This window comes from Acinetobacter johnsonii ANC 3681 (genome assembly GCF_000368805.1).
Classification (GTDB): Bacteria; Pseudomonadota; Gammaproteobacteria; order Pseudomonadales; family Moraxellaceae; genus Acinetobacter; species Acinetobacter johnsonii.
In genome coordinates, this window is sequence record NZ_KB849706.1 from 110,316 (window position 1) to 128,108 (window position 17,793).

Annotated in this window: 15 protein-coding genes; 9 read left to right on the forward strand and 6 right to left on the reverse strand. The window is 42.4% G+C overall.

Going from position 1 to position 17,793, the window contains the following annotated elements:
* Positions 1–275 precede the first annotated feature (275 nt).
* Together F946_RS14075 and F946_RS14080 are read left to right on the forward strand one after the other, a co-directional pair.
* On the forward strand, positions 276–788 hold the full coding sequence (locus F946_RS14075) for a DUF1543 domain-containing protein (protein WP_004983617.1): 513 nt from the start codon (positions 276–278) through the stop codon (positions 786–788).
* Positions 789–950: 162 nt separating this feature from the next.
* Complete coding sequence (locus tag F946_RS14080) at positions 951–1,943, forward strand: DUF2804 domain-containing protein (RefSeq protein WP_004983619.1); 993 nt, start codon at positions 951–953, stop codon at positions 1,941–1,943.
* A 47-nt stretch (positions 1,944–1,990) separates the two neighbouring features.
* Here F946_RS14080 and F946_RS14085 read toward each other — a convergent pair whose 3' ends face one another.
* A complete protein-coding gene (locus F946_RS14085) occupies positions 1,991–3,823 on the reverse strand; it encodes a DUF3413 domain-containing protein (protein ID WP_035327157.1) in 1,833 nt (610 codons plus the stop codon).
* Positions 3,824–3,936: 113 nt separating this feature from the next.
* On the reverse strand, positions 3,937–4,812 hold the full coding sequence (locus F946_RS14090; protein WP_004983624.1) for a metal-dependent hydrolase: 876 nt from the start codon (positions 4,810–4,812) through the stop codon (positions 3,937–3,939).
* A gap of 135 nt (positions 4,813–4,947) precedes the next feature.
* Here F946_RS14090 and F946_RS14095 point away from each other — a divergent pair, with 135 nt between their 5' ends.
* Positions 4,948–5,970, forward strand: a complete 1,023-nt coding sequence (locus F946_RS14095) for an AraC family transcriptional regulator (protein ID WP_004983626.1) — start codon at positions 4,948–4,950, stop codon at positions 5,968–5,970.
* A 51-nt stretch (positions 5,971–6,021) separates the two neighbouring features.
* Here the strand turns inward: F946_RS14095 and F946_RS14100 are convergent, their stop codons facing one another.
* Positions 6,022–7,353: a Na+/H+ antiporter NhaC family protein gene (locus F946_RS14100; protein WP_004983627.1), complete on the reverse strand. Its 1,332-nt coding sequence runs from the start codon at positions 7,351–7,353 to the stop codon at positions 6,022–6,024.
* A gap of 372 nt (positions 7,354–7,725) precedes the next feature.
* Here F946_RS14100 and trpA point away from each other — a divergent pair, with 372 nt between their 5' ends.
* From trpA to F946_RS14120, 4 genes are read left to right on the forward strand one after another with little or no spacing between them, the layout of a single operon-like run.
* The gene (trpA, locus tag F946_RS14105; RefSeq protein ID WP_004983629.1) at positions 7,726–8,529 is read left to right on the forward strand and encodes a tryptophan synthase subunit alpha; all 804 of its coding nucleotides are present in this window, start codon (positions 7,726–7,728) and stop codon (positions 8,527–8,529) included.
* A complete protein-coding gene (gene accD / locus F946_RS14110) occupies positions 8,526–9,422 on the forward strand; it encodes an acetyl-CoA carboxylase, carboxyltransferase subunit beta (RefSeq protein WP_004697788.1) in 897 nt (298 codons plus the stop codon). The genes trpA and accD overlap by 4 nt, the downstream gene beginning before the upstream one ends.
* Positions 9,419–10,702, forward strand: coding sequence for a bifunctional tetrahydrofolate synthase/dihydrofolate synthase (gene folC, locus F946_RS14115; RefSeq protein WP_004983632.1), 1,284 nt, complete (start codon positions 9,419–9,421; stop codon positions 10,700–10,702). Before accD ends, folC begins: the two co-directional genes overlap by 4 nt.
* The gene (locus F946_RS14120; RefSeq protein ID WP_373868104.1) at positions 10,693–11,706 is read left to right on the forward strand and encodes an SPOR domain-containing protein; all 1,014 of its coding nucleotides are present in this window, start codon (positions 10,693–10,695) and stop codon (positions 11,704–11,706) included. Before folC ends, F946_RS14120 begins: the two co-directional genes overlap by 10 nt.
* A gap of 26 nt (positions 11,707–11,732) precedes the next feature.
* On the opposite strand, the gene F946_RS14125 is transcribed toward F946_RS14120, so the two are convergent.
* The 3 genes from F946_RS14125 to F946_RS14135 form a co-directional block, all read right to left on the reverse strand.
* The gene (locus tag F946_RS14125; protein ID WP_004983635.1) at positions 11,733–12,308 is read right to left on the reverse strand and encodes a dual specificity protein phosphatase family protein; all 576 of its coding nucleotides are present in this window, start codon (positions 12,306–12,308) and stop codon (positions 11,733–11,735) included.
* Positions 12,305–13,129, reverse strand: a complete 825-nt coding sequence (locus tag F946_RS14130; RefSeq protein WP_004983638.1) for an MBL fold metallo-hydrolase — start codon at positions 13,127–13,129, stop codon at positions 12,305–12,307. The genes F946_RS14125 and F946_RS14130 overlap by 4 nt, the downstream gene beginning before the upstream one ends.
* A gap of 309 nt (positions 13,130–13,438) precedes the next feature.
* On the reverse strand, positions 13,439–14,080 hold the full coding sequence (locus F946_RS14135; RefSeq protein WP_004983640.1) for a peroxiredoxin: 642 nt from the start codon (positions 14,078–14,080) through the stop codon (positions 13,439–13,441).
* Positions 14,081–14,425: 345 nt separating this feature from the next.
* Between F946_RS14135 and F946_RS14140 the strand changes: the two genes are divergently transcribed.
* Both F946_RS14140 and secA read left to right on the forward strand, forming a co-directional pair.
* The gene (locus F946_RS14140) at positions 14,426–14,851 is read left to right on the forward strand and encodes a hypothetical protein (RefSeq protein WP_004697800.1); all 426 of its coding nucleotides are present in this window, start codon (positions 14,426–14,428) and stop codon (positions 14,849–14,851) included.
* Positions 14,852–15,066: 215 nt separating this feature from the next.
* Complete coding sequence (gene secA / locus F946_RS14145) at positions 15,067–17,790, forward strand: preprotein translocase subunit SecA (RefSeq protein ID WP_004983641.1); 2,724 nt, start codon at positions 15,067–15,069, stop codon at positions 17,788–17,790.
* Positions 17,791–17,793 lie beyond the last annotated feature (3 nt).

The following is a 17,793-nucleotide window of genomic DNA, read 5'->3' on the forward strand; positions in this document are numbered from 1 at the left end:
GTTTTGGTTCAAAAATGAGCGCTTAAGAGTTTAAAAATTAATATAATTATTTGATTCGAGGAAAGACTGTTTGCAATTGTTTGAGGCAGGCTATTAGTTGAACTATACAGTTTCTGCGATATAGTGAACGGATTGATGATATGTGCCGAGTTTTGCAAACGGAAATGCCTTTGGTTACTTTGGGCAAAACCAAAGTAATATGACGAGCTCTGCAAATAAGAAGTACAAACTGTAAGACTCCGTCATGTACATTTTAATTTGAAAAGGAGCAAAACATGCCCAGCCTATTTATGGTCATGCTTGGTGGTCGCCATGCCCGCGCCAATACTGAAGTCCATGATGTTGTATTTGCAGTCGCTGACAGTTTAGAAGAGAGTTACCCGCAACTTAAAAATGCATGGTTTGGTGAACAAAAAGGCTTACATATTGATGCTTGGATGCAAGTGAATGGTATTGAATGTCGAGGGAAAAAATACCAAATACAGTTTAGTGATGCCCAGCCTCAAGTCACAGATGCAAAACTGTGGCTCATCAATTTAGGTGGTTATGACGCACGTGAATTTGGGGAGTTACATCGTTATGTACTCGTCGTTGCGCCGCATGCCGCGGAAGCTAAACAACTTGGCAAACAATATTTTGATCAAAAATGGCAAAAGCAACATACTGACCGTGTTTTAGACGTTGATGACTGTATTGCGATTGATTGTGTATATGGGCGTTATGTGGTTTTGGTTGAAGCTGAGTTTGATGCAAACATCTGGGAAAATACATATCTGATGTTAAATTAAGGTTGGATCATTCTTAATTTTTAAGTGGTGTCTTCAAATGAAAGAGAGTAGGTTTAGCGAACAATTTGATGAAAAAACAAACTAAAGACTTTTCACCTTTAAAATTATAGGCATAATAGGCTTAGGGATATTAATTAACTTTTGCTTAAGGATAAAGCATCAATGGATTTGATTCAGTCCAACGGACAACCACATTATGGTCGGTTTAGCGAACTTCCAAAAACCATTGATTTAAATAAGTATCAGTATAAAACCCCATATGGTGAAGTACTTACGGGATGGCGGAAAAAGCTGAAATATAAGAAATTTAAGTTTTGTAGCATTCAACATGAGCATTACACCATTGGCTTAGCGATTGCTGATATTGCTTGGGCTGGGCATGGTTTCGTTTATATTTACGATCATCTCAAAAAAGAAGTACTTGAATGGAACGCCGTGAATTTTCTAGCGCGTAAAACCGTATTAGATGAACAGCCTTTGTATAACCAAAGTGTGTTTGCAAATTCACCGTTTCAAATTGAAATTCAGCATGCCAATGGTGTGCGCTATGTTCAAGTCACCAAGTATGGTGAAATTAAGCTGAGCGCCCGTATTTTCTGCGCAGGTACTGATCCATTGAGTATGTGTAGTCCAACAGGGATTAATGGTTGGACTTATACCCAAAAATTGACCACCTTAGCGTGTGAGGGTTTTTTTACCAACAAAGCAGGGCAGATCATTCAGTTTAATGAGCGGACCTTGGCTGCGCTAGATGATACCTGTGGTTTCCTCCGACCGGAAACAGCTTGGTTTTGGCTTTCTTGTAGTTTTTGGGATGCACAGGGTAAGCGTATTGGTCTGAACTTAGCCTCTGGTGTGAATGAAAGTTTTGGTAATGAAAACTGTCTGTGGGTGAATGGAAAGCTCTATACCGTGAGTGATGTTCTATTCCAAATGGAAGAAGAAGGGCGTTGGAGCATTCGCTCGTTAGATGAACGCTTAAATTTAACTGTGACCACGGGTTGGCGCCGTTTTGAAAACCTAAATTTGCGTCTTGTGGGCAGTCAGTTTAGTCAATGGCAAGCCAAGATTAGCGGTACGATTCAGCAGGGTGATCAAGAGATTGTATTGCTAAATGAATATGGATTGCTCGAACAGCACTATGCAAAGTGGTAAAAGACCTGTGATAAAAAACCGGCATCATGCCGGTTTTTCTTTTGCCTTTATTTATTAAAACGACTAATTTGCTCCAATGCTGCTTGAACATGAGCATAGTTTGGCTCTTGATCTGACATTGGCTGATTCTTTTTATCTAAGATTTCGAACTGCCCAACAGCCCCCACTTCTAAGATGTTTTTAGGGGTAACAATGCCATATTTACTATAGCTTGAGGTTAAAATCCAATCACGTTGAATTTGTGCTCCCAACAAATCTTCACCCACTGAATAGTCGTGAATTTTTGTGGTTACACCTAAATAGTTCTTCATGAGGGTTGGAACAATATCTTGATGGCTGGTTAAAACTTGGTTATCCCATAGTGCATCAGTTTGTATCTTTGGACCAATGATTGCAAAGGGAACTTTGACTTGAGGGTCGGTAAAGTTACCATTATGTCCCCAAAAGTTTTGAAGATTATCATTCACTTCTTGCCCATGGTCGCCAGTAATGATGACCAATGTGTTTTCTGCATCACCCGTTTCTTTTAGTTTATCTAAAACCTGTTTCACAATGCTGTCGACGTAGTGCACACTGGTTTTATAACGATTCATCATTAATGAACGATCAGAATCATTACTTAACTTGAGATAATTAACCTCATCCAGCATAGGTTTGTACTGGTGTGGATAGTCTTTAGGGAAGCTGTATCCGTGAGGGGAGTCGTAAAATAAAAATGAAAAGGTCGGTTTGTTTCGATCTCTTTTTTCATACCACTTTAACCAATCTTGCGTTAATTCTTCATCTATGCCCCCCGCCACTTTGCCAGAAGAACCAATACGTAAATTTGGCACTTTTGAAAACGCGGTTTCATGGAATTCAGGGTTGGTTAATTTGGCAGCAGCAAATAAACCCAGTTGATAATTCAGTGCTTGCAAACGGTCAATAAATACTGGACTTTGGCGGTTCACAATCATGCCGTGCCAGTAAGTACCAGGAATACCATAGAACATCCCGAAAATACCTGTACGCGTGGCATTACCAGTTGAATAGTGTTGATTAAAAATCTTTCCGTTCTGCGCATAACTCCACAGGTTTGGTGAATTGTCTGCATTAAATGTGTCTGCACGCCAAGAATCAATCACGATAAACATAATATTGGTAGGTTGCTTTGGAGCTTCTCCAACAATCGGCGTTAGCGGATAATTCAGGTCACTTTTACGTTCTAAAGACATAGCCTTTTGTTTTTCTAAAGCTTCTTCATCAATCCAGCCGTACTTTTTCATGGTTTTATTCGAGGTCATCGGATAAAACATCGGTAAATAGCGTTGTGTCATGGTTACAGGTTGATACACATGTGCTGCAGCCCAAACGTGAATACCATTACTTAAAAGTAAAGCGACAAACACTAAGCCTGTAAACTTTTTACCAATGCTCCATGAAAAAGTGGGTAATTTTTTCTCTAAGAATCGAATGAAGTAAAATTGTGCCGCAAAAATACAGGTAATCGCAGCAATGACCATCAGCCATGTTGAGAGTGAGAAACTCACAACTTGACCTGACATCACCAGTTCCAACATGACAGTATTGATGTGGAAACGGTACTGTGCATAAACAAAGGTATCTATGATCAGTGCAATGAGTGCCAAGCTAGCAATACTTGCTTGCGTAATATGACGTAGCGTATTGGGTAGAAATAAGCTCGGAATCAAGATCAGGCCAATCAATGAGGCAAGCACAGTCATGTGCGAGAATGTTCCAGTAAATAAGAAACTGAATCCCAATAAATCTGTTGGAAACTCAGATAAATACAGGAAATATCTGCAAGCAATGAGCATCGAGATCACTGCATTGACCATGATCAGATAACCAAGAACGCGGAGTTTGAATTTAAACGACATTTTTAACTTCGGATGTAATTGGACATACAAATTCAACTTCATATGCCCATGTTTTAAGATGGGCGTATGATACCTAAACTCATCCAAAGTGTATATTTGTTGCGCTTACTGAATTATTTCCCTGCTTGCCAAAAAGCTTCACCTGCTAAAATCGGATCATGACTTTCTGCGAGGGTATTGATCCAAACATCGTACTGTGCAATCACAGGATGTTGATTGGGATGAAAGTCTTTCTTAAACCAATCGAGATATTGACCACGCATGCGGGACAGTATCCCTTTTTTCCCAAAGAACCAAGGTAGCCCTTTAAGCATCATTTGCAAGCGTTGAATACGGTTAAAGCCATCATGTTTGAGCATGACATCTGCACGATAGGTGGTGAAACCGAACATCATCACTGTGGTGAAGGCCAATGCAAATAGACGCGTCGCTTCAGGCACATGTCCGACTTGCTTCATCACATCAAATGCGACATCACGGTGTTCCATTTCTTCAATGGCATGCCATGCAAATAAAGCACGGACATAGGGGTGGGCCTCAGCCAACGTGGCTTTATGGCTATAAAAAGTTTCGGCCATCAGTGCAGTTAAATGTTCTGCCGCAGCCGTCATGGCAATGTTGTACTGAGGTGAGCGTTTACTCAGCTCAAATTTAAAGATTTTATTTAAACGCTGAATAAACTGATCGACAGGCATGCCTTGTTCTCGCATGACCTGATTCATTTTGTCATGGGCAATGCCATGCTGTGCTTCCTGCTTAATAAAATCGGTGATACGTGCAGCTAAGCTTGGGTCTGTAATTTGGTCCCGAAACAAACGCACACTTTGAATAAAATAGCGTTCTCCATCGGGGAAAGTGAGGCTGAGTGCATCAAACATACGCGTTCGAAATGGGTCGCCGCCAAACCAAAAACGGGGTACTTCATCAAGCTTAAAATTGAGTTGAGTTCGCACAATTGGTTCAATAGGGGCTGTAACAATGGCATTCATTTTGTTTTACTTCATTTGCCTTGGATGATTGCAGTATGTCGGAGAAAATGCAGTTTGTTTTGACAGATATTGCCATTTTTTATACATTTTACGCCAATGTGAAAATATCGCATGTCAAATAGCGGGTGGGCCGTCATGCAAGAATTACAAATCCCCAATGGTTATTTTCAGCTCTGGAATATGTATCTCATAGAGCAAGGAATTGATTTTCATCGACTCGGTTTTTTAGAGCAATATCAGTATGAATTAGAGCATGTATTACAACTGCCAATCGATATCCAATCGCCATTTTCATTCTTTCAAACGATTTTACAACTGACGCGAGAACAGTTGGATTGTCCTCAGTTGATTATGGAGATGGCAAAATTTATTCAACCTGAACATTTTGGTGTTTTGGGCTATATGGCCACACGCAGTAATAGCGTGGCTGAAGCACTGAGTTATGTGATGCGCTTTAGTCGTTTGGTGATTGATGGGGCAGAAGTTAGTCCCATGCAGATGCAGCAAAGGGGCAGTGAGATTTGGCTGACTTGGCCTTTTCTTAATGAAAAATATGCTTCACTGAATGAAATGACCATGGCATCCATTGTGCATTTGGCCAAGAAAATTTTTCCCGATCAATTACAATTCTTAAAAATCCAAATGGCGCATCCAGCCCAGATGGCACAGTATCATTATCAAAAATTTTATGGCTGTGAAGTAAGCTTTAATCAAGCCTGCTATGCGTATGTGATGAGTGCGGACAGTCTGGCGTTAAAATCGGGCTTTGCTGATCCTTCTTTAACGCAGCTTCTACTGAAACAAGCAGAGGTTGCAATTGCCCTCAAGCCTCGTTATGAGAGCGTATTACAACAGATTCATAGTGCCGTGGCCGATTATCTTAAAGCGCATGCAGAAGCCCCTAAAATTGAACAGATTGCTAATGAATTACACTTGTCAACGCGGACCTTACAACGCCAGTTACAAGACTGGGATAGTTCATTTCAGCGAGTACTTGAGTCAGAGCGCATGAAGCGATGTGAATATCTCTTACAACAAGGTTTGAGTTTAACTGAAATCGCCTTACAACTCGGCTATTCGGGACAGTCTGCTTTAGCGCGTGCCTATAAACAGCAAAGTGGACAGACCTTATTGCAGTTGAAACGACAACTGAAATAACAGCAGGCATAAAAAAGCGCCTTTTGGAAGGCGCTGAAATGTATGTAATGATCAGGCTGATTTCAGTCGTGGAAAACGGAATGCAATCGCAAGGATGGCAAAGATCGCCAGTATCCAACAGTAGTAAATGCTGCCGATGAGTTCAACTGGCGAAAGCTTTGCAATTGAGCAGGCCAATAGAAGCTGTGCTCCATAGGGAATAAGCCCTTGTACAACACATGAAAAGATGTCGAGCAAAGCGGCTGCACGTTTTGTGTCTACGCCATATTCTTTAGCGACTTCACGCGCCATATCGCCCGATAAAATAATCGCTACAGTGTTGTTGGCCACAAAAATGTTAGAGAAAACTACTAAAAAGCTCAATCCGATTTCACCTGCGCGCTCACGACCAACTTTAAATAAACGGGTGAGGCTGTAAATGCGTTGAATAAGCCAGTCGAGTCCACCTTCTTTTTGCATAATGGTCGAAAGACCGCCCAAGAACATCGACAGTAACGCGACTTCAAACATTCCGACAAAACCATCATAGATGGCTGTGTTGAGTTGAATGACGGTAAATTCTGGCTGTGCAATCAGTCCCATCACCCCAGAGAGCACTACACCGACTGTAAGTACCGCAAGCACGTGTAAACGACTGAAGGCGAGGAAAAACACCACGACATAGGGCAACACCAGCCAAGGATTAAAGTCTTTGGATTGAATGGTTTCGGTTTGATGGATGCTAAAGACATAAATCGCGATTGTGATTAAAGCTGCTGGTACTGCAATCCAGACATTGACGCGAAACTTGTCTCGAAGTTGAACTTTTTGACTGGTGGTGGCTGCAATGGTGGTATCCGAAATCATCGACAGGTTATCACCAAACATCGCACCGCCCACGACCGCGCCTATGGCATAGACCGCAGCAATATCAGTGGCTTGAGAGAAACCAAAGGCAATCGGTGCGCAGGCCGCAATGGTGCCCATCGAGGTGCCCATTGCCGTTGCAATGAATGCTGAAATAATAAATAGCATGGGCAGCACAAAGGCTGGTGGAATCGCAGACAAGCCCATTTGCACTGTGGCATCTACACTGCCAATGGCACTGGTAGTACTGGCAAAAGCGCCTGCCAGCATGAACACCATGAACATCAAGATAAGGTTCGGGTGACTTGCACCGCGCAGAAAGGTTTCGATGCCTTGATTCAGCTCACCGCGATAAATCAACACCGCCAAAATAATGGCAGGAATGGCCGCAACAGGCGCTTTCATTTGATAGAACGCAAACTCGGTTCCAATCACAGAATGGTAAATACCACTGCCTAAGAAAATGGCTAAAAAAACAATAAGCGGTAACAGCGCAAGCGCACGTGCTTGCACTAAACCTGAGTTATCGGTGGTCATAGGAGATAGGGAAATGAAAGAATGTGCGTAGTATAATGCAGGTTTTGCTATTTCATAAAACTTTAAATGTAAAAGCTAAGCCGTCTATTTTTATCATTTTTTTGTAAATAAAAATAAGTTTATCTAAAACTTAGACATTTTGGTATTTCCTAAAATTAGGCATCTTTGATCATTGAGAAAAAAACCGAAATATCAGTAAATGGTGCTTTACGGTTGTTCTGAAAATATTTGACGAAAAATGAATTGGAACGCGAACGCGATGTGCTCTATTCAATGAGTAAAAAATAGCGTTACAATGCAGCGTCTTGTATTTTTACAAAGCCAACTCCTCAGTAGTTTTAATTTTAAACAAGTTAAGGAAAGCACAACCCTATGTCACGTTTAGCCACTCGTTTTGGACAGCTTAAATCTCAACAGCGTAAAGCTTTGGTTTCTTATGTTATGGCTGGTGACCCTCATCCACAGGTAACAGTTCCTTTGTTACATCAGATGGTCGAGGCGGGTGTAGATGTGATTGAACTCGGTCTTCCATTTTCAGACCCTATGGCAGATGGTCCTGTGATTGCCCTTGCTGCAGAACGCGCATTGGCAGGTGGCACCAATACCTTAGATGCTTTGAATATGGTCAAAGAGTTCCGTCAAAAGGATCAAGAGACCCCAGTCGTATTGATGGGTTATCTGAATCCGGTTGAAGTCATTGGTTATGAAAAGTTTGTATCGACTGCGCATGCATGTGGTGTCGATGGCATTCTACTGGTGGATTTACCGCCAGAAGAAGCAGCAGAGCTTGATGTTGTATTGAAGCAATTTGATATGGATCAAATCTTTTTACTAGCTCCAACATCAACGGACGAACGCATTAAACATGTGGTGAAACAGGCGAGTGGTTTCATCTATTACGTGTCTTTAAAAGGGGTCACAGGTGCAGCAACTTTAGACGTTGCTGAAGCTGCAAACCGAATTGCGAAAATTAAAGCAGAAACAGATATTCCTGTCGGTGTTGGTTTTGGGATCAGTGATGCGACATCTGCCAAAGCAATGGGCGGAGTGGCTGATGCTGTGATTGTTGGTAGTGCTTTTGTTAAGCAATTTGCAAGCTTAGCACCAGAACAAGCCGTGGTTGAAACGGTTAATAAAGTCAAGGAGCTTCGAGCAGCGCTCGATGAGTTAGTATGAGTCAAGATGTTAAATCAGGGAAAATCCTAAGCCCATCGACGCCATGGACTGAACGTGGTGTACCCGGTATTCAAGTACCTGATGAGCAAACCTCACTCAAGGCGACGTTTACAGAACCAACGATTGAATGCCCTGAGTGCCATGCCCTTGTTACACGTACTGCAATGTCATTTAACGCTTATGTTTGCCCTCAGTGTGATGAACATTTGCGTATGAAAGCCCGTGATCGTTTGAATTGGTTCTTTGACCAAGTGCAAACAGAATTGGGACAAGAATTTAAAGCCAAAGATCCGTTGAAATTTGTCGACTCAAAGCCATATCCAGCGCGTATGAGTGAAGCACAGACCAAAACAGGTGAAACTGAAGCCTTGGTGGTGATGCAAGGTTTACTTAAAGGTATTCCTTTGGTTGCCTGTGCCTTTGAATTTGACTTCATGGGTGGTTCAATGGGTACGGTTGTTGGTGACCGTTTTGTGCAAGCGGCTGAAAAAGCCATTGCGGACAAACAACCTCTGATTTGCTTTGCTGCTTCAGGCGGTGCACGTATGCAAGAAGGCATGTTGTCTTTGATGCAAATGGCGCGTACTTCAGCGGCCATCCAAAAAATGAAAGACGCGGGTCTGCCATATTTGGTGGTGTTGACCCATCCTGTTTATGGTGGTGTAACCGCGTCTTTAGCGATGCTCGGGGATGTACATATTGCAGAGCCGAAAGCGATGATTGGTTTTGCAGGTAAACGCGTGATCGAACAAACTGTGCGTGAAAAGCTAGAAGAGCCGTTCCAGCGTGCGGAATACTTGCTTGATCATGGTGTAATCGATCAAATTGTTCACCGTCACGCATTACGTGATACAGTTTATCGTATTGTCGCGAAACTGATGAATTTGTCTTGAACACAGCACCACTTGCAACAGACTCTTTAGAAACATGGCTCGATTATTGGGGCCATGTTCACGTTACGGGGATTGATTTAGGATTGGAACGCGTAATTCCTGTAGCTGAAAAGCTCGGTGTAACGCGTCCCGATGCCAAAGTTTTAACCGTAGCGGGAACCAATGGAAAAGGTTCGACCACCACCACACTGGCTGCCATTTTAAATGCGCAAGGCTATAAGGTGGGACTGTATCAGTCACCACATATTTACCGTTTTAATGAACGGGTCAAATTGCGTGGTGTAGAGGTCGATGACCAAAGCTTGGTCGATGCTTTTGTACAAGTGGATCAAGCGCGCCGTGATTGTGATTTAAGCCTCTCGTTCTTTGAGGCGACCACACTCGCGGCTTTTGTCATTTTTAAAGACCAAGCATGTGATGTTTGGGTGCTTGAAGTGGGTCTAGGTGGTCGTTTAGATGTGGTCAACGTGATTGAACCCGATGTTGCGGTGATCACCAATATTGGTTTAGACCATACTGACTGGCTGGGCGATACCATCGAAAAGATTGCCTTTGAAAAAGCTGGCATTATCCGTCCCAATATTCCTGTGGTGTTTGGCGGCTTACAACAAATCCCTCAAGCGATTATCGATAAAGCGGATGCTTGTGCTGCAAAACTTTATGCAGTGAATCGTGACTATTTTTATCAACGTAGTGAGCATGGTCAGTCGTGGATGTTTGCATCCAGCGGCACCACTTTAAATTTACCTCTCGGCACATTGGCGGTTGAAAATATTTCAACAGCAGTTGCGGCAGTACTTCTTAGTGGCTTGACTGTTTCTCAGCATGCTATTTCTGAAGGAATTCAAAACGCAAAATTGCAAGGTCGTTTTGAAATTCGCCAAATACAGAACAAAACAGTGATTTTTGATGCAGGGCATAACCCGCATGGTGTTGCTTTTTTATTAAATCAATTGCGAAATTTCCTAAAATACAATAAACAGTACACTGAAGTAGTCAGTGTTTTCTCGATGTTGGCAGATAAAGATGTGAAATCTGTCACAGAGTTATTGAAAGACTCCATACAAATGTGGAAAATTGCGGCATTAACTGTCCCGCGTGCTGCTCCAATTGAACAATTGGATCAAGCGCTGCAAGGGCAACATGTGCAGCACTTTGACAGTGTGAAATTGGCTTTTAAATCAGCGCTCGACGAAACAAAGAATAATCAGCTGATTTTGGTATGTGGGTCATTTCATACCTTAGAAGCGGTATGGGAGTATTTGGAAGAATGTCAATGAATAGCAAACAACGTTGGATGGGTGGCGTTGTTTTATTAGGTGGTGGTGTCCTTTTGGCGGCATTACTGCTTAAAGGCAAAGAAGAAATACATCAAAATAATATTAAAGCACCAGAGCTAGTCACACAAAATGTGCAACGCAATGCCGAAGGTGAGTTGGTTCAACTTCAGCCGTTAACGGTTGATGTTGAAACAGAAAAGCGTTTACTGGAACAACAACGTGTAGCACGTGAAAAATCGGTTGCTGAACAAGAAGCTCGTGCGGCCGAATTTTTAGCAATGCAACAGCAAGCCGAAGCAGATGCTGCACGTAAAGCAGCAGAAGAATATGCTGCGTTGAATGCGCACCGTAATGCTGCACAGCAAAGCTCGGATAACATTCCACCAGAATTGGTTGAAGATGAAAAAGCCAAGCAACAGCGAATTGCTGCGGATAAAGCGGCTGAACTAAAGAAGTTGGAACAGCAAAAGCTGCAAGCGCGTACTGAAGCAGAAAAAGCAGCGGCTGCAAAAAAACTGGCTGAGCAAAAAGCCTTAGCAGAAAAGCAAGCACTTGAAGATAAAGCTAAGCGCGAAGCTGAGGCTAAACGTAAAGCAGAAGACGAGCGTAAAGCTGAAGCGAAAAAAGAAGCCGAACGTAAAGCAGATGCTGAGAAAAAAGCGGAAGACAAACGTAAGGCAGATGAAAAGCGTAAAGCTGATGAAGCCAAGAAAAAGGCGGAAGCTGAAAAAGCGCGTGATTTGCTTGAACATGGCGATAAGCAGTGGATGGTACAGGTGGCATTGGCTGCCAATGAAGCCAATGCGGATGCACTGGCTGCTAAGCTTCGTGCCAAGGGCTATAAGGTCACTAAAAGTCCAACCTCTAAAGGTGTGCGAATTATGGTGGGGCCATCTAAAGACCGTGATACTGCCGATGCAGCCCGCAAGAAGATTACTTCAGATGCGAGCCTTGGCATGAAGTCAGCATGGGTGATTGACTGGGTGCCACTCGACAAACGTTAAGATCGGGTTTAATCCAATTGCCTTCACTAAGATGGATTCAACAGTTGCTGTTGAATCCATTTTATATTTTCGGGGCTAAATAAAGGCTCGATATTTTGCCAAATCGGATGAAAACCATAACCGCCATGTTTCATCTCAGCCAAGGCATCTGCGGTAGACCAGTTTTGAAAAATAATGCGGTACATAGCCACACTGGCGCCTGTACGGTCTGAACCATGGTAGCAATGCAATAAAACTTTTTGCTGGTTTTGCTCCGCATGTTGAATTTTGTGCATTACTTTTAGCAAATCTTCTCGGTCAATTGCCCATGTATGAATCGGGATGTGCACCAATTCAAATCCTTGGTTGGACAGTTTTTTCAGGTCTTGATTGCGGGAGCGTAAGTTAATAATCACATCAATTTTCTGTGCTTTTAAACTCTGAACTAAATCTTGATCGGGTTGCTCACTACGAAAAACAGTTTCACTGATTTGATAGAAATTATGCGCAGGTTGGATAGACTGCCCCCAGTGTTGTGGACGCTCTGTCTCGGGCAGCGCAGGCGTAGTCATACAGCCAGAAACACTGATACACAGAGAAAGCATAACAAGATATTTGGTCATAGGATCAGGCTCTGATGGTGTGAGAGTTCAACAGGGTCATGTGCACAAAAGATTTCGATACTTGGTTCAGACTGTGCCAATTGTTGAATTTTATGCAAGTTGCTTAAACGCTGTGCATTATCTTCGGTAAAAAATACTTCTAAGGCATTTAAGCTGCGAAGTTTGTTTTGGGGATTAAGTTCTAGGTGGGAGTAGTAGGCATCCCCGCAGAAGAGTTTCCAACCCTGTTGGGTTTTAATGGCAATGCCACAGTGACCTTCAGTATGCCCAAACAGTGGAATCAAAAGAATCTCATTATGAAATAAGTCAAACCCTTGCACTTGAGTTAAGTTAAACCATGCATCACCGTGAATTGGCTCAATAAAGTGCCAATGGCGATGCTGCTGAAATTGTTGTGTTTTATAACGGGCTTTATTTTTAAATGACTTCAGGTTTTGTGCCGCATTATATTCGTTAGACAGGATATGTACTGTTGCATTGGGAAAGTCGGAAATACCCCCCGCATGGTCAAAATCCAGATGTGAAACCAAAATGTGTTTGACATCCTTTGGGCTAAAGCCAAGTTTTTGGATTTGTGCAATGGCGGTTAATTCTAAGTTTTGTTCAATTTTTCCAATCCGAGCCACCAATTGCCCCAAACGCTGCTTGGTGTGTAGATAGTCTTGTATACCTAAGCCCGTATCAATCAGTACCAGCCCTTGATCTGTTTCAACCAAAAGACAATGGCACACAACCTTAGCTTGAAAACCTTTTTGACCAAAGAGTGGGGCACACACTGGACACATGGTGCCACAATGTAAATGGTGAATGTTATAAATCATAAAGTCATTTTTATCGTATTGTTTTGACTGTTATAGCGGAAGATTTTAGTTTTAACAGTTTGATTTTGTTAAAGAGTCATGTATGCCTGCTTTAAGCAGAAAAAAGCCTGTCGATTGACAGGCTTTCAAAAGTTCAAACCCGGCTCGTCATTGGAGTTTGAAACGATCATACAAGGTGACTCAGAGCGTATTTTTATGGGTTAGTCTCCTCTTTTGATTGCTTGAAGTTCGGTACCCTATTTTTGTTTTCAATGGAGCTGCTCGGTCAAAACCTCGGGCTTCACTTGTCTGCTGCCACAGCAGAATATTTTATCTTTGCTCAGGCTGTGGAGTCAGGCGTAAATACGGGGTAACTGCTTTATAACCTTTCGGAAAGCGCTGTGCGATTTCAGCTTCATCTTTGAGTGACGGCACAATCACCACATCTTCGCCTTGTTGCCAGTTCGCAGGAGTTGCAACTTTGTGGTGATCGGTCAGTTGCAGTGAGTCAATCACGCGTAAGATTTCATGGAAATTACGACCTGTTGATGCAGGATAAGTGATAATCAAACGGACTTTTTTGTTTGGATCGATAATCACTAAAGAGCGGACAGTCAATGTTTCACTGGCATTGGGATGGATAAAACCATATAACTCAGACACTTTACGGTCTTGGTCGGCAATGATCGGGAAGTTCACCGTGGTGTTTTGGGTTGCATTGATGTCTTTAATCCAACCCTGATGCGATTCGACATCATCGACCGAGAGGGCAATGGCTTTTACCCCACGTTTTTCAAATTCATCTTTGAGTTTTGCGGTAAAGCCAAGCTCGGTGGTACATACTGGCGTGTAGTCAGCAGGATGTGAAAACAGTACTCCCCAGCTATCGCCTAAAAATTGATAAAAATCGATTTCGCCTTCGCTCGAAGCCTGTTGAAAGTTGGGTGCGATGTCGCCTAAACGTAAACTCATGTTGAACCTCAAATTATCTTTATGTCTATGGAATGAACATCACTATGGCGCAATTTCTTTTGCATGAAAAATAGTGTTTTATTATTTGTTTATACAAAATATTCATAATTGGTCGGATAGGTGTTCTGTATTTGGGTATGCTAAAGATGACCTCGTTGTTGCTCTAGAGACCGCTTATTTTCATATTTGGTAACGATGTTTAGACGAGATTATTTCTGCTTCTGAAGTGTATCGCTCTATAGAATTGATCGCGTATATGATTGGCTACAATTCTTTTCATGATTGATTTATAGTTGTTTTTTTAAAGTAATTCCACAAAGTATAAAAAACTTGAGTATTAGAACAATGAAAAAAATAGGTATCGTCCTGACTTTAGTGTTATGGGGACTGGAAGTAACCTATGCGCAGAATGGTGGGCAATTGAAACAAGCCCAAGTCAGTACTGCTCGTCAAACGCCACAACAAATTACAGATCAATATCTAGCGTCTCAAAAAAGCCTCAAACAGCGTAAAGCCACCCTTTCACAAGCTCTCGAGCGAGAGTTAACTCAAGGTCAGAATACGAATGCGAGTAATGTCTATAATATTACCTGCGTACAGCTTGTTCCGATTCTTACCGCAATGCGAGTCAATGATGAACAACTCTTGGGTTTCTTACAGAGCATGAATCCAAGTCAGTCCAACAACGGGGTGAAAGCCTCGCTGCGGGAAAATCAAGCGCTTGAAAGCAAAACCTTGAATAACTGCAAACAATTAAAGTCGCTACTTTAAAAAAGACTGTTGAATCCTGATGAGTTCGGATGAAATCTCTATGTCGGCTGTTTAAAATTTGTTACATTAGTTTGCCTTAGATTCGACGGGCTAGAAACAATGAATAGATTTTTTAAATGGTTTTGTGTAAAGCCCTTGTACTTCAAATTTCTAGCACCATAATAACGACTAAGAAAACATATTCATTTGACAAGCAAGATTTAGAGAGTCTATTCATGTTGGCAAGTCTGATCGGAGGAATCTTCGGTACCAAAAATGAGCGCGAACTCAAACGCATGCGTAAAATCGTAGACAAGATTAATGCGCTCGAGCCGACGATATCCGCTCTTGGCGATGCAGACTTATCTGCAAAAACTGAAGAATTTAAACAACGATATAACAAGGGCGAAAGCCTCGATAAATTACTCCCAGAAGCATTTGCCGTCTGCCGTGAAGCAGCTAAGCGTGTCATGGGCATGCGTCATTACGATGTACAGTTGATCGGTGGCATTACCTTACACGAAGGTAAAATTGCAGAGATGCGTACAGGTGAAGGTAAAACCCTGATGGGTACCTTGGCGTGTTATTTAAACGCGATTAGTGCTCAAGGTGTTCATGTCATTACCGTGAATGACTACTTGGCACAGCGTGATGCAGAATTAAACCGTCCGCTCTTTGAATTCTTGGGTTTAAGCATCGGGATTATCTATTCCATGCAAGATCCAACAGAGAAAGCTGAAGCCTATCGTGCCGATATTACCTACGGTACCAACAACGAATTTGGCTTTGACTATCTACGTGACAACATGGTGTTCTCGCTTGCTGAGAAAAAACAACGTGGTTTGATCTATGCCATCATTGATGAAGTCGATTCGATCTTAATTGATGAAGCGCGTACGCCTTTGATTATTTCAGGGCAAAGTGATGATTCTTCACAGTTGTATGCCGCAATCAATAGCATTCCGCCCAAACTGCATGCACAGAAAGAAGAAAAAGTCGCAGATGGTGGTCATTTCTGGATTGATGAAAAACAACGTTCTGTTGAAATGACAGAAATTGGTTTTGAAACGGTTGAAAATGAACTAATTGAAATGGGCTTGTTGGCTGAAGGTGAAAGCCTGTATTCATCGACCAACCTAAACCTAGTTCATCATGTTACTGCTGCCATTCGTGCGCATTACTTGTATCAACGTAATGTGCATTACATCATCAATGATGGTGAAGTGATTATTGTCGATGAAAACACAGGGCGTACCATGCCAGGTCGTCGCTGGTCTGAAGGTTTACACCAAGCGGTTGAAGCAAAAGAAGGCTTAGAAATCCAGCCTGAAAACCAAACGCTTGCAACCACAACCTTCCAGAACTATTTCCGTCTATACAAAAAGCTTTCGGGTATGACCGGTACTGCCGATACTGAAGCAGCGGAAATGAAAGAAATTTATGGTCTAGATGTAGTCATCATTCCGACGCACCGTCCAATGGTTCGTCTCGATCAAAACGATTTAATTTATTTAAATCGTAATGGTAAATACAACGCGATTATTCAAGAAATTCAACGCGTGCATGAGTCTGGTGTAGCCCCAATTTTGATTGGTACAGCAACCATTGAAGCTTCTGAGATTCTCTCGGATAAATTGCGTGATGCAGGCATTCAGCACGAAGTGTTAAATGCGAAACAACACGAACGTGAAGCAGATATTATTGCGCAAGCGGGTGCACCGCGAGCAGTAACGATTGCAACCAACATGGCTGGTCGTGGTACAGACATTCTGCTCGGTGGTAACTGGAAAGCTTTACTGGCAAAAATTGAAAACCCAACCCATGAAGATGAAGCGCGCTTAAAAGCCGAATGGGAACAAAACCATGAAATGGTATTAAGTTCTGGTGGCTTACACATCATTGGTTCTGAGCGTCACGAATCACGTCGTATTGATAACCAGCTTCGTGGTCGTGCAGGTCGTCAGGGTGACCCTGGTGTGTCACGTTTCTACTTGTCACTTGAAGATGACTTAATGCGTATCTTTGCAGGTGATCGTGTTGTGGGCATGATGCGTGCGATGGGCTTACAAGAAGATGAAGCCATTGAGCATAAAATGGTGTCACGTTCGATTGAAAATGCGCAGCGTAAAGTTGAAGCACGTAACTTCGATATTCGTAAGAACTTATTGAAATACGATGACGTCAACAACGAGCAGCGTAAAATTATTTACTCGCAACGTGATGAAGTTTTGGCTGAAAGTACATTACAAGATTACATCGAAGAGATGCAACGTGATGTGATGAAAGGCGTGATTTCTAACTATATTCCACCTGAGTCAATTCATGATCAATGGGATATTGATGGGCTTGAAAAAGCGTTGCGTGAAGATCTTGCGATTGATTTGCCAATCAACCAATGGTTGGAAGATGACCGCCGTTTAGATGAAGAATCTTTGGTTGAGCGTATTACTGATGAAGTGGTACAGCGCTACCGTAGCCGCCGTGAGCAAATGGGCGATGAAACAGCAGTTATGCTGGAGCGTCACTTCATGTTGAACTCGCTGGATCGTCACTGGAAAGATCACTTGGCGGCGATGGATTATTTACGTCAAGGCATTCACTTACGTGGCTATGCACAGAAAAATCCTGAGCAAGAATACAAAAAAGAAGCGTATAACTTATTTGTAAATATGTTGGCGATTATCAAATCGGATGTTGTGACTGATTTATCTCGCGTACATGTACCAACGGCTGAAGAGCTGGCTGAAATGGAAGCTCAAAAGCAAGCTCAAGCTGAAGCGATGCAATTGAACTTGTCGCATGCAGACTTTGATGGTTTGTTGACCGATGATCAAAGCCAATTCGCAGAAGTAGATGCACAATACGAGCCAGTAGAAGAGTTTGCAGCACCTGCGAGCCGTAACGCGCCTTGCCCATGTGGTTCAGGCTTAAAATACAAACAGTGTCACGGTAAAATCTAAACT

Coding starts and splice junctions, on each gene's coding strand:
- F946_RS14075 (WP_004983617.1), top strand. CDS start 276: ATGCCCAGCCTATTTATGGTCATGCTTGGTGGTCGCCATGCCCGCGCC.
- F946_RS14080 (WP_004983619.1), top strand. CDS start 951: ATGGATTTGATTCAGTCCAACGGACAACCACATTATGGTCGGTTTAGC.
- F946_RS14085 (WP_035327157.1), bottom strand. CDS start 3,823: ATGTCGTTTAAATTCAAACTCCGCGTTCTTGGTTATCTGATCATGGTC.
- F946_RS14090 (WP_004983624.1), bottom strand. CDS start 4,812: ATGAATGCCATTGTTACAGCCCCTATTGAACCAATTGTGCGAACTCAA.
- F946_RS14095 (WP_004983626.1), top strand. CDS start 4,948: ATGCAAGAATTACAAATCCCCAATGGTTATTTTCAGCTCTGGAATATG.
- F946_RS14100 (WP_004983627.1), bottom strand. CDS start 7,353: ATGACCACCGATAACTCAGGTTTAGTGCAAGCACGTGCGCTTGCGCTG.
- trpA (WP_004983629.1), top strand. CDS start 7,726: ATGTCACGTTTAGCCACTCGTTTTGGACAGCTTAAATCTCAACAGCGT.
- accD (WP_004697788.1), top strand. CDS start 8,526: ATGAGTCAAGATGTTAAATCAGGGAAAATCCTAAGCCCATCGACGCCA.
- F946_RS14120 (WP_373868104.1), top strand. CDS start 10,693: ATGTCAATGAATAGCAAACAACGTTGGATGGGTGGCGTTGTTTTATTA.
- F946_RS14125 (WP_004983635.1), bottom strand. CDS start 12,308: ATGACCAAATATCTTGTTATGCTTTCTCTGTGTATCAGTGTTTCTGGC.
- F946_RS14130 (WP_004983638.1), bottom strand. CDS start 13,129: ATGATTTATAACATTCACCATTTACATTGTGGCACCATGTGTCCAGTG.
- F946_RS14135 (WP_004983640.1), bottom strand. CDS start 14,080: ATGAGTTTACGTTTAGGCGACATCGCACCCAACTTTCAACAGGCTTCG.
- F946_RS14140 (WP_004697800.1), top strand. CDS start 14,426: ATGAAAAAAATAGGTATCGTCCTGACTTTAGTGTTATGGGGACTGGAA.
- secA (WP_004983641.1), top strand. CDS start 15,067: ATGTTGGCAAGTCTGATCGGAGGAATCTTCGGTACCAAAAATGAGCGC.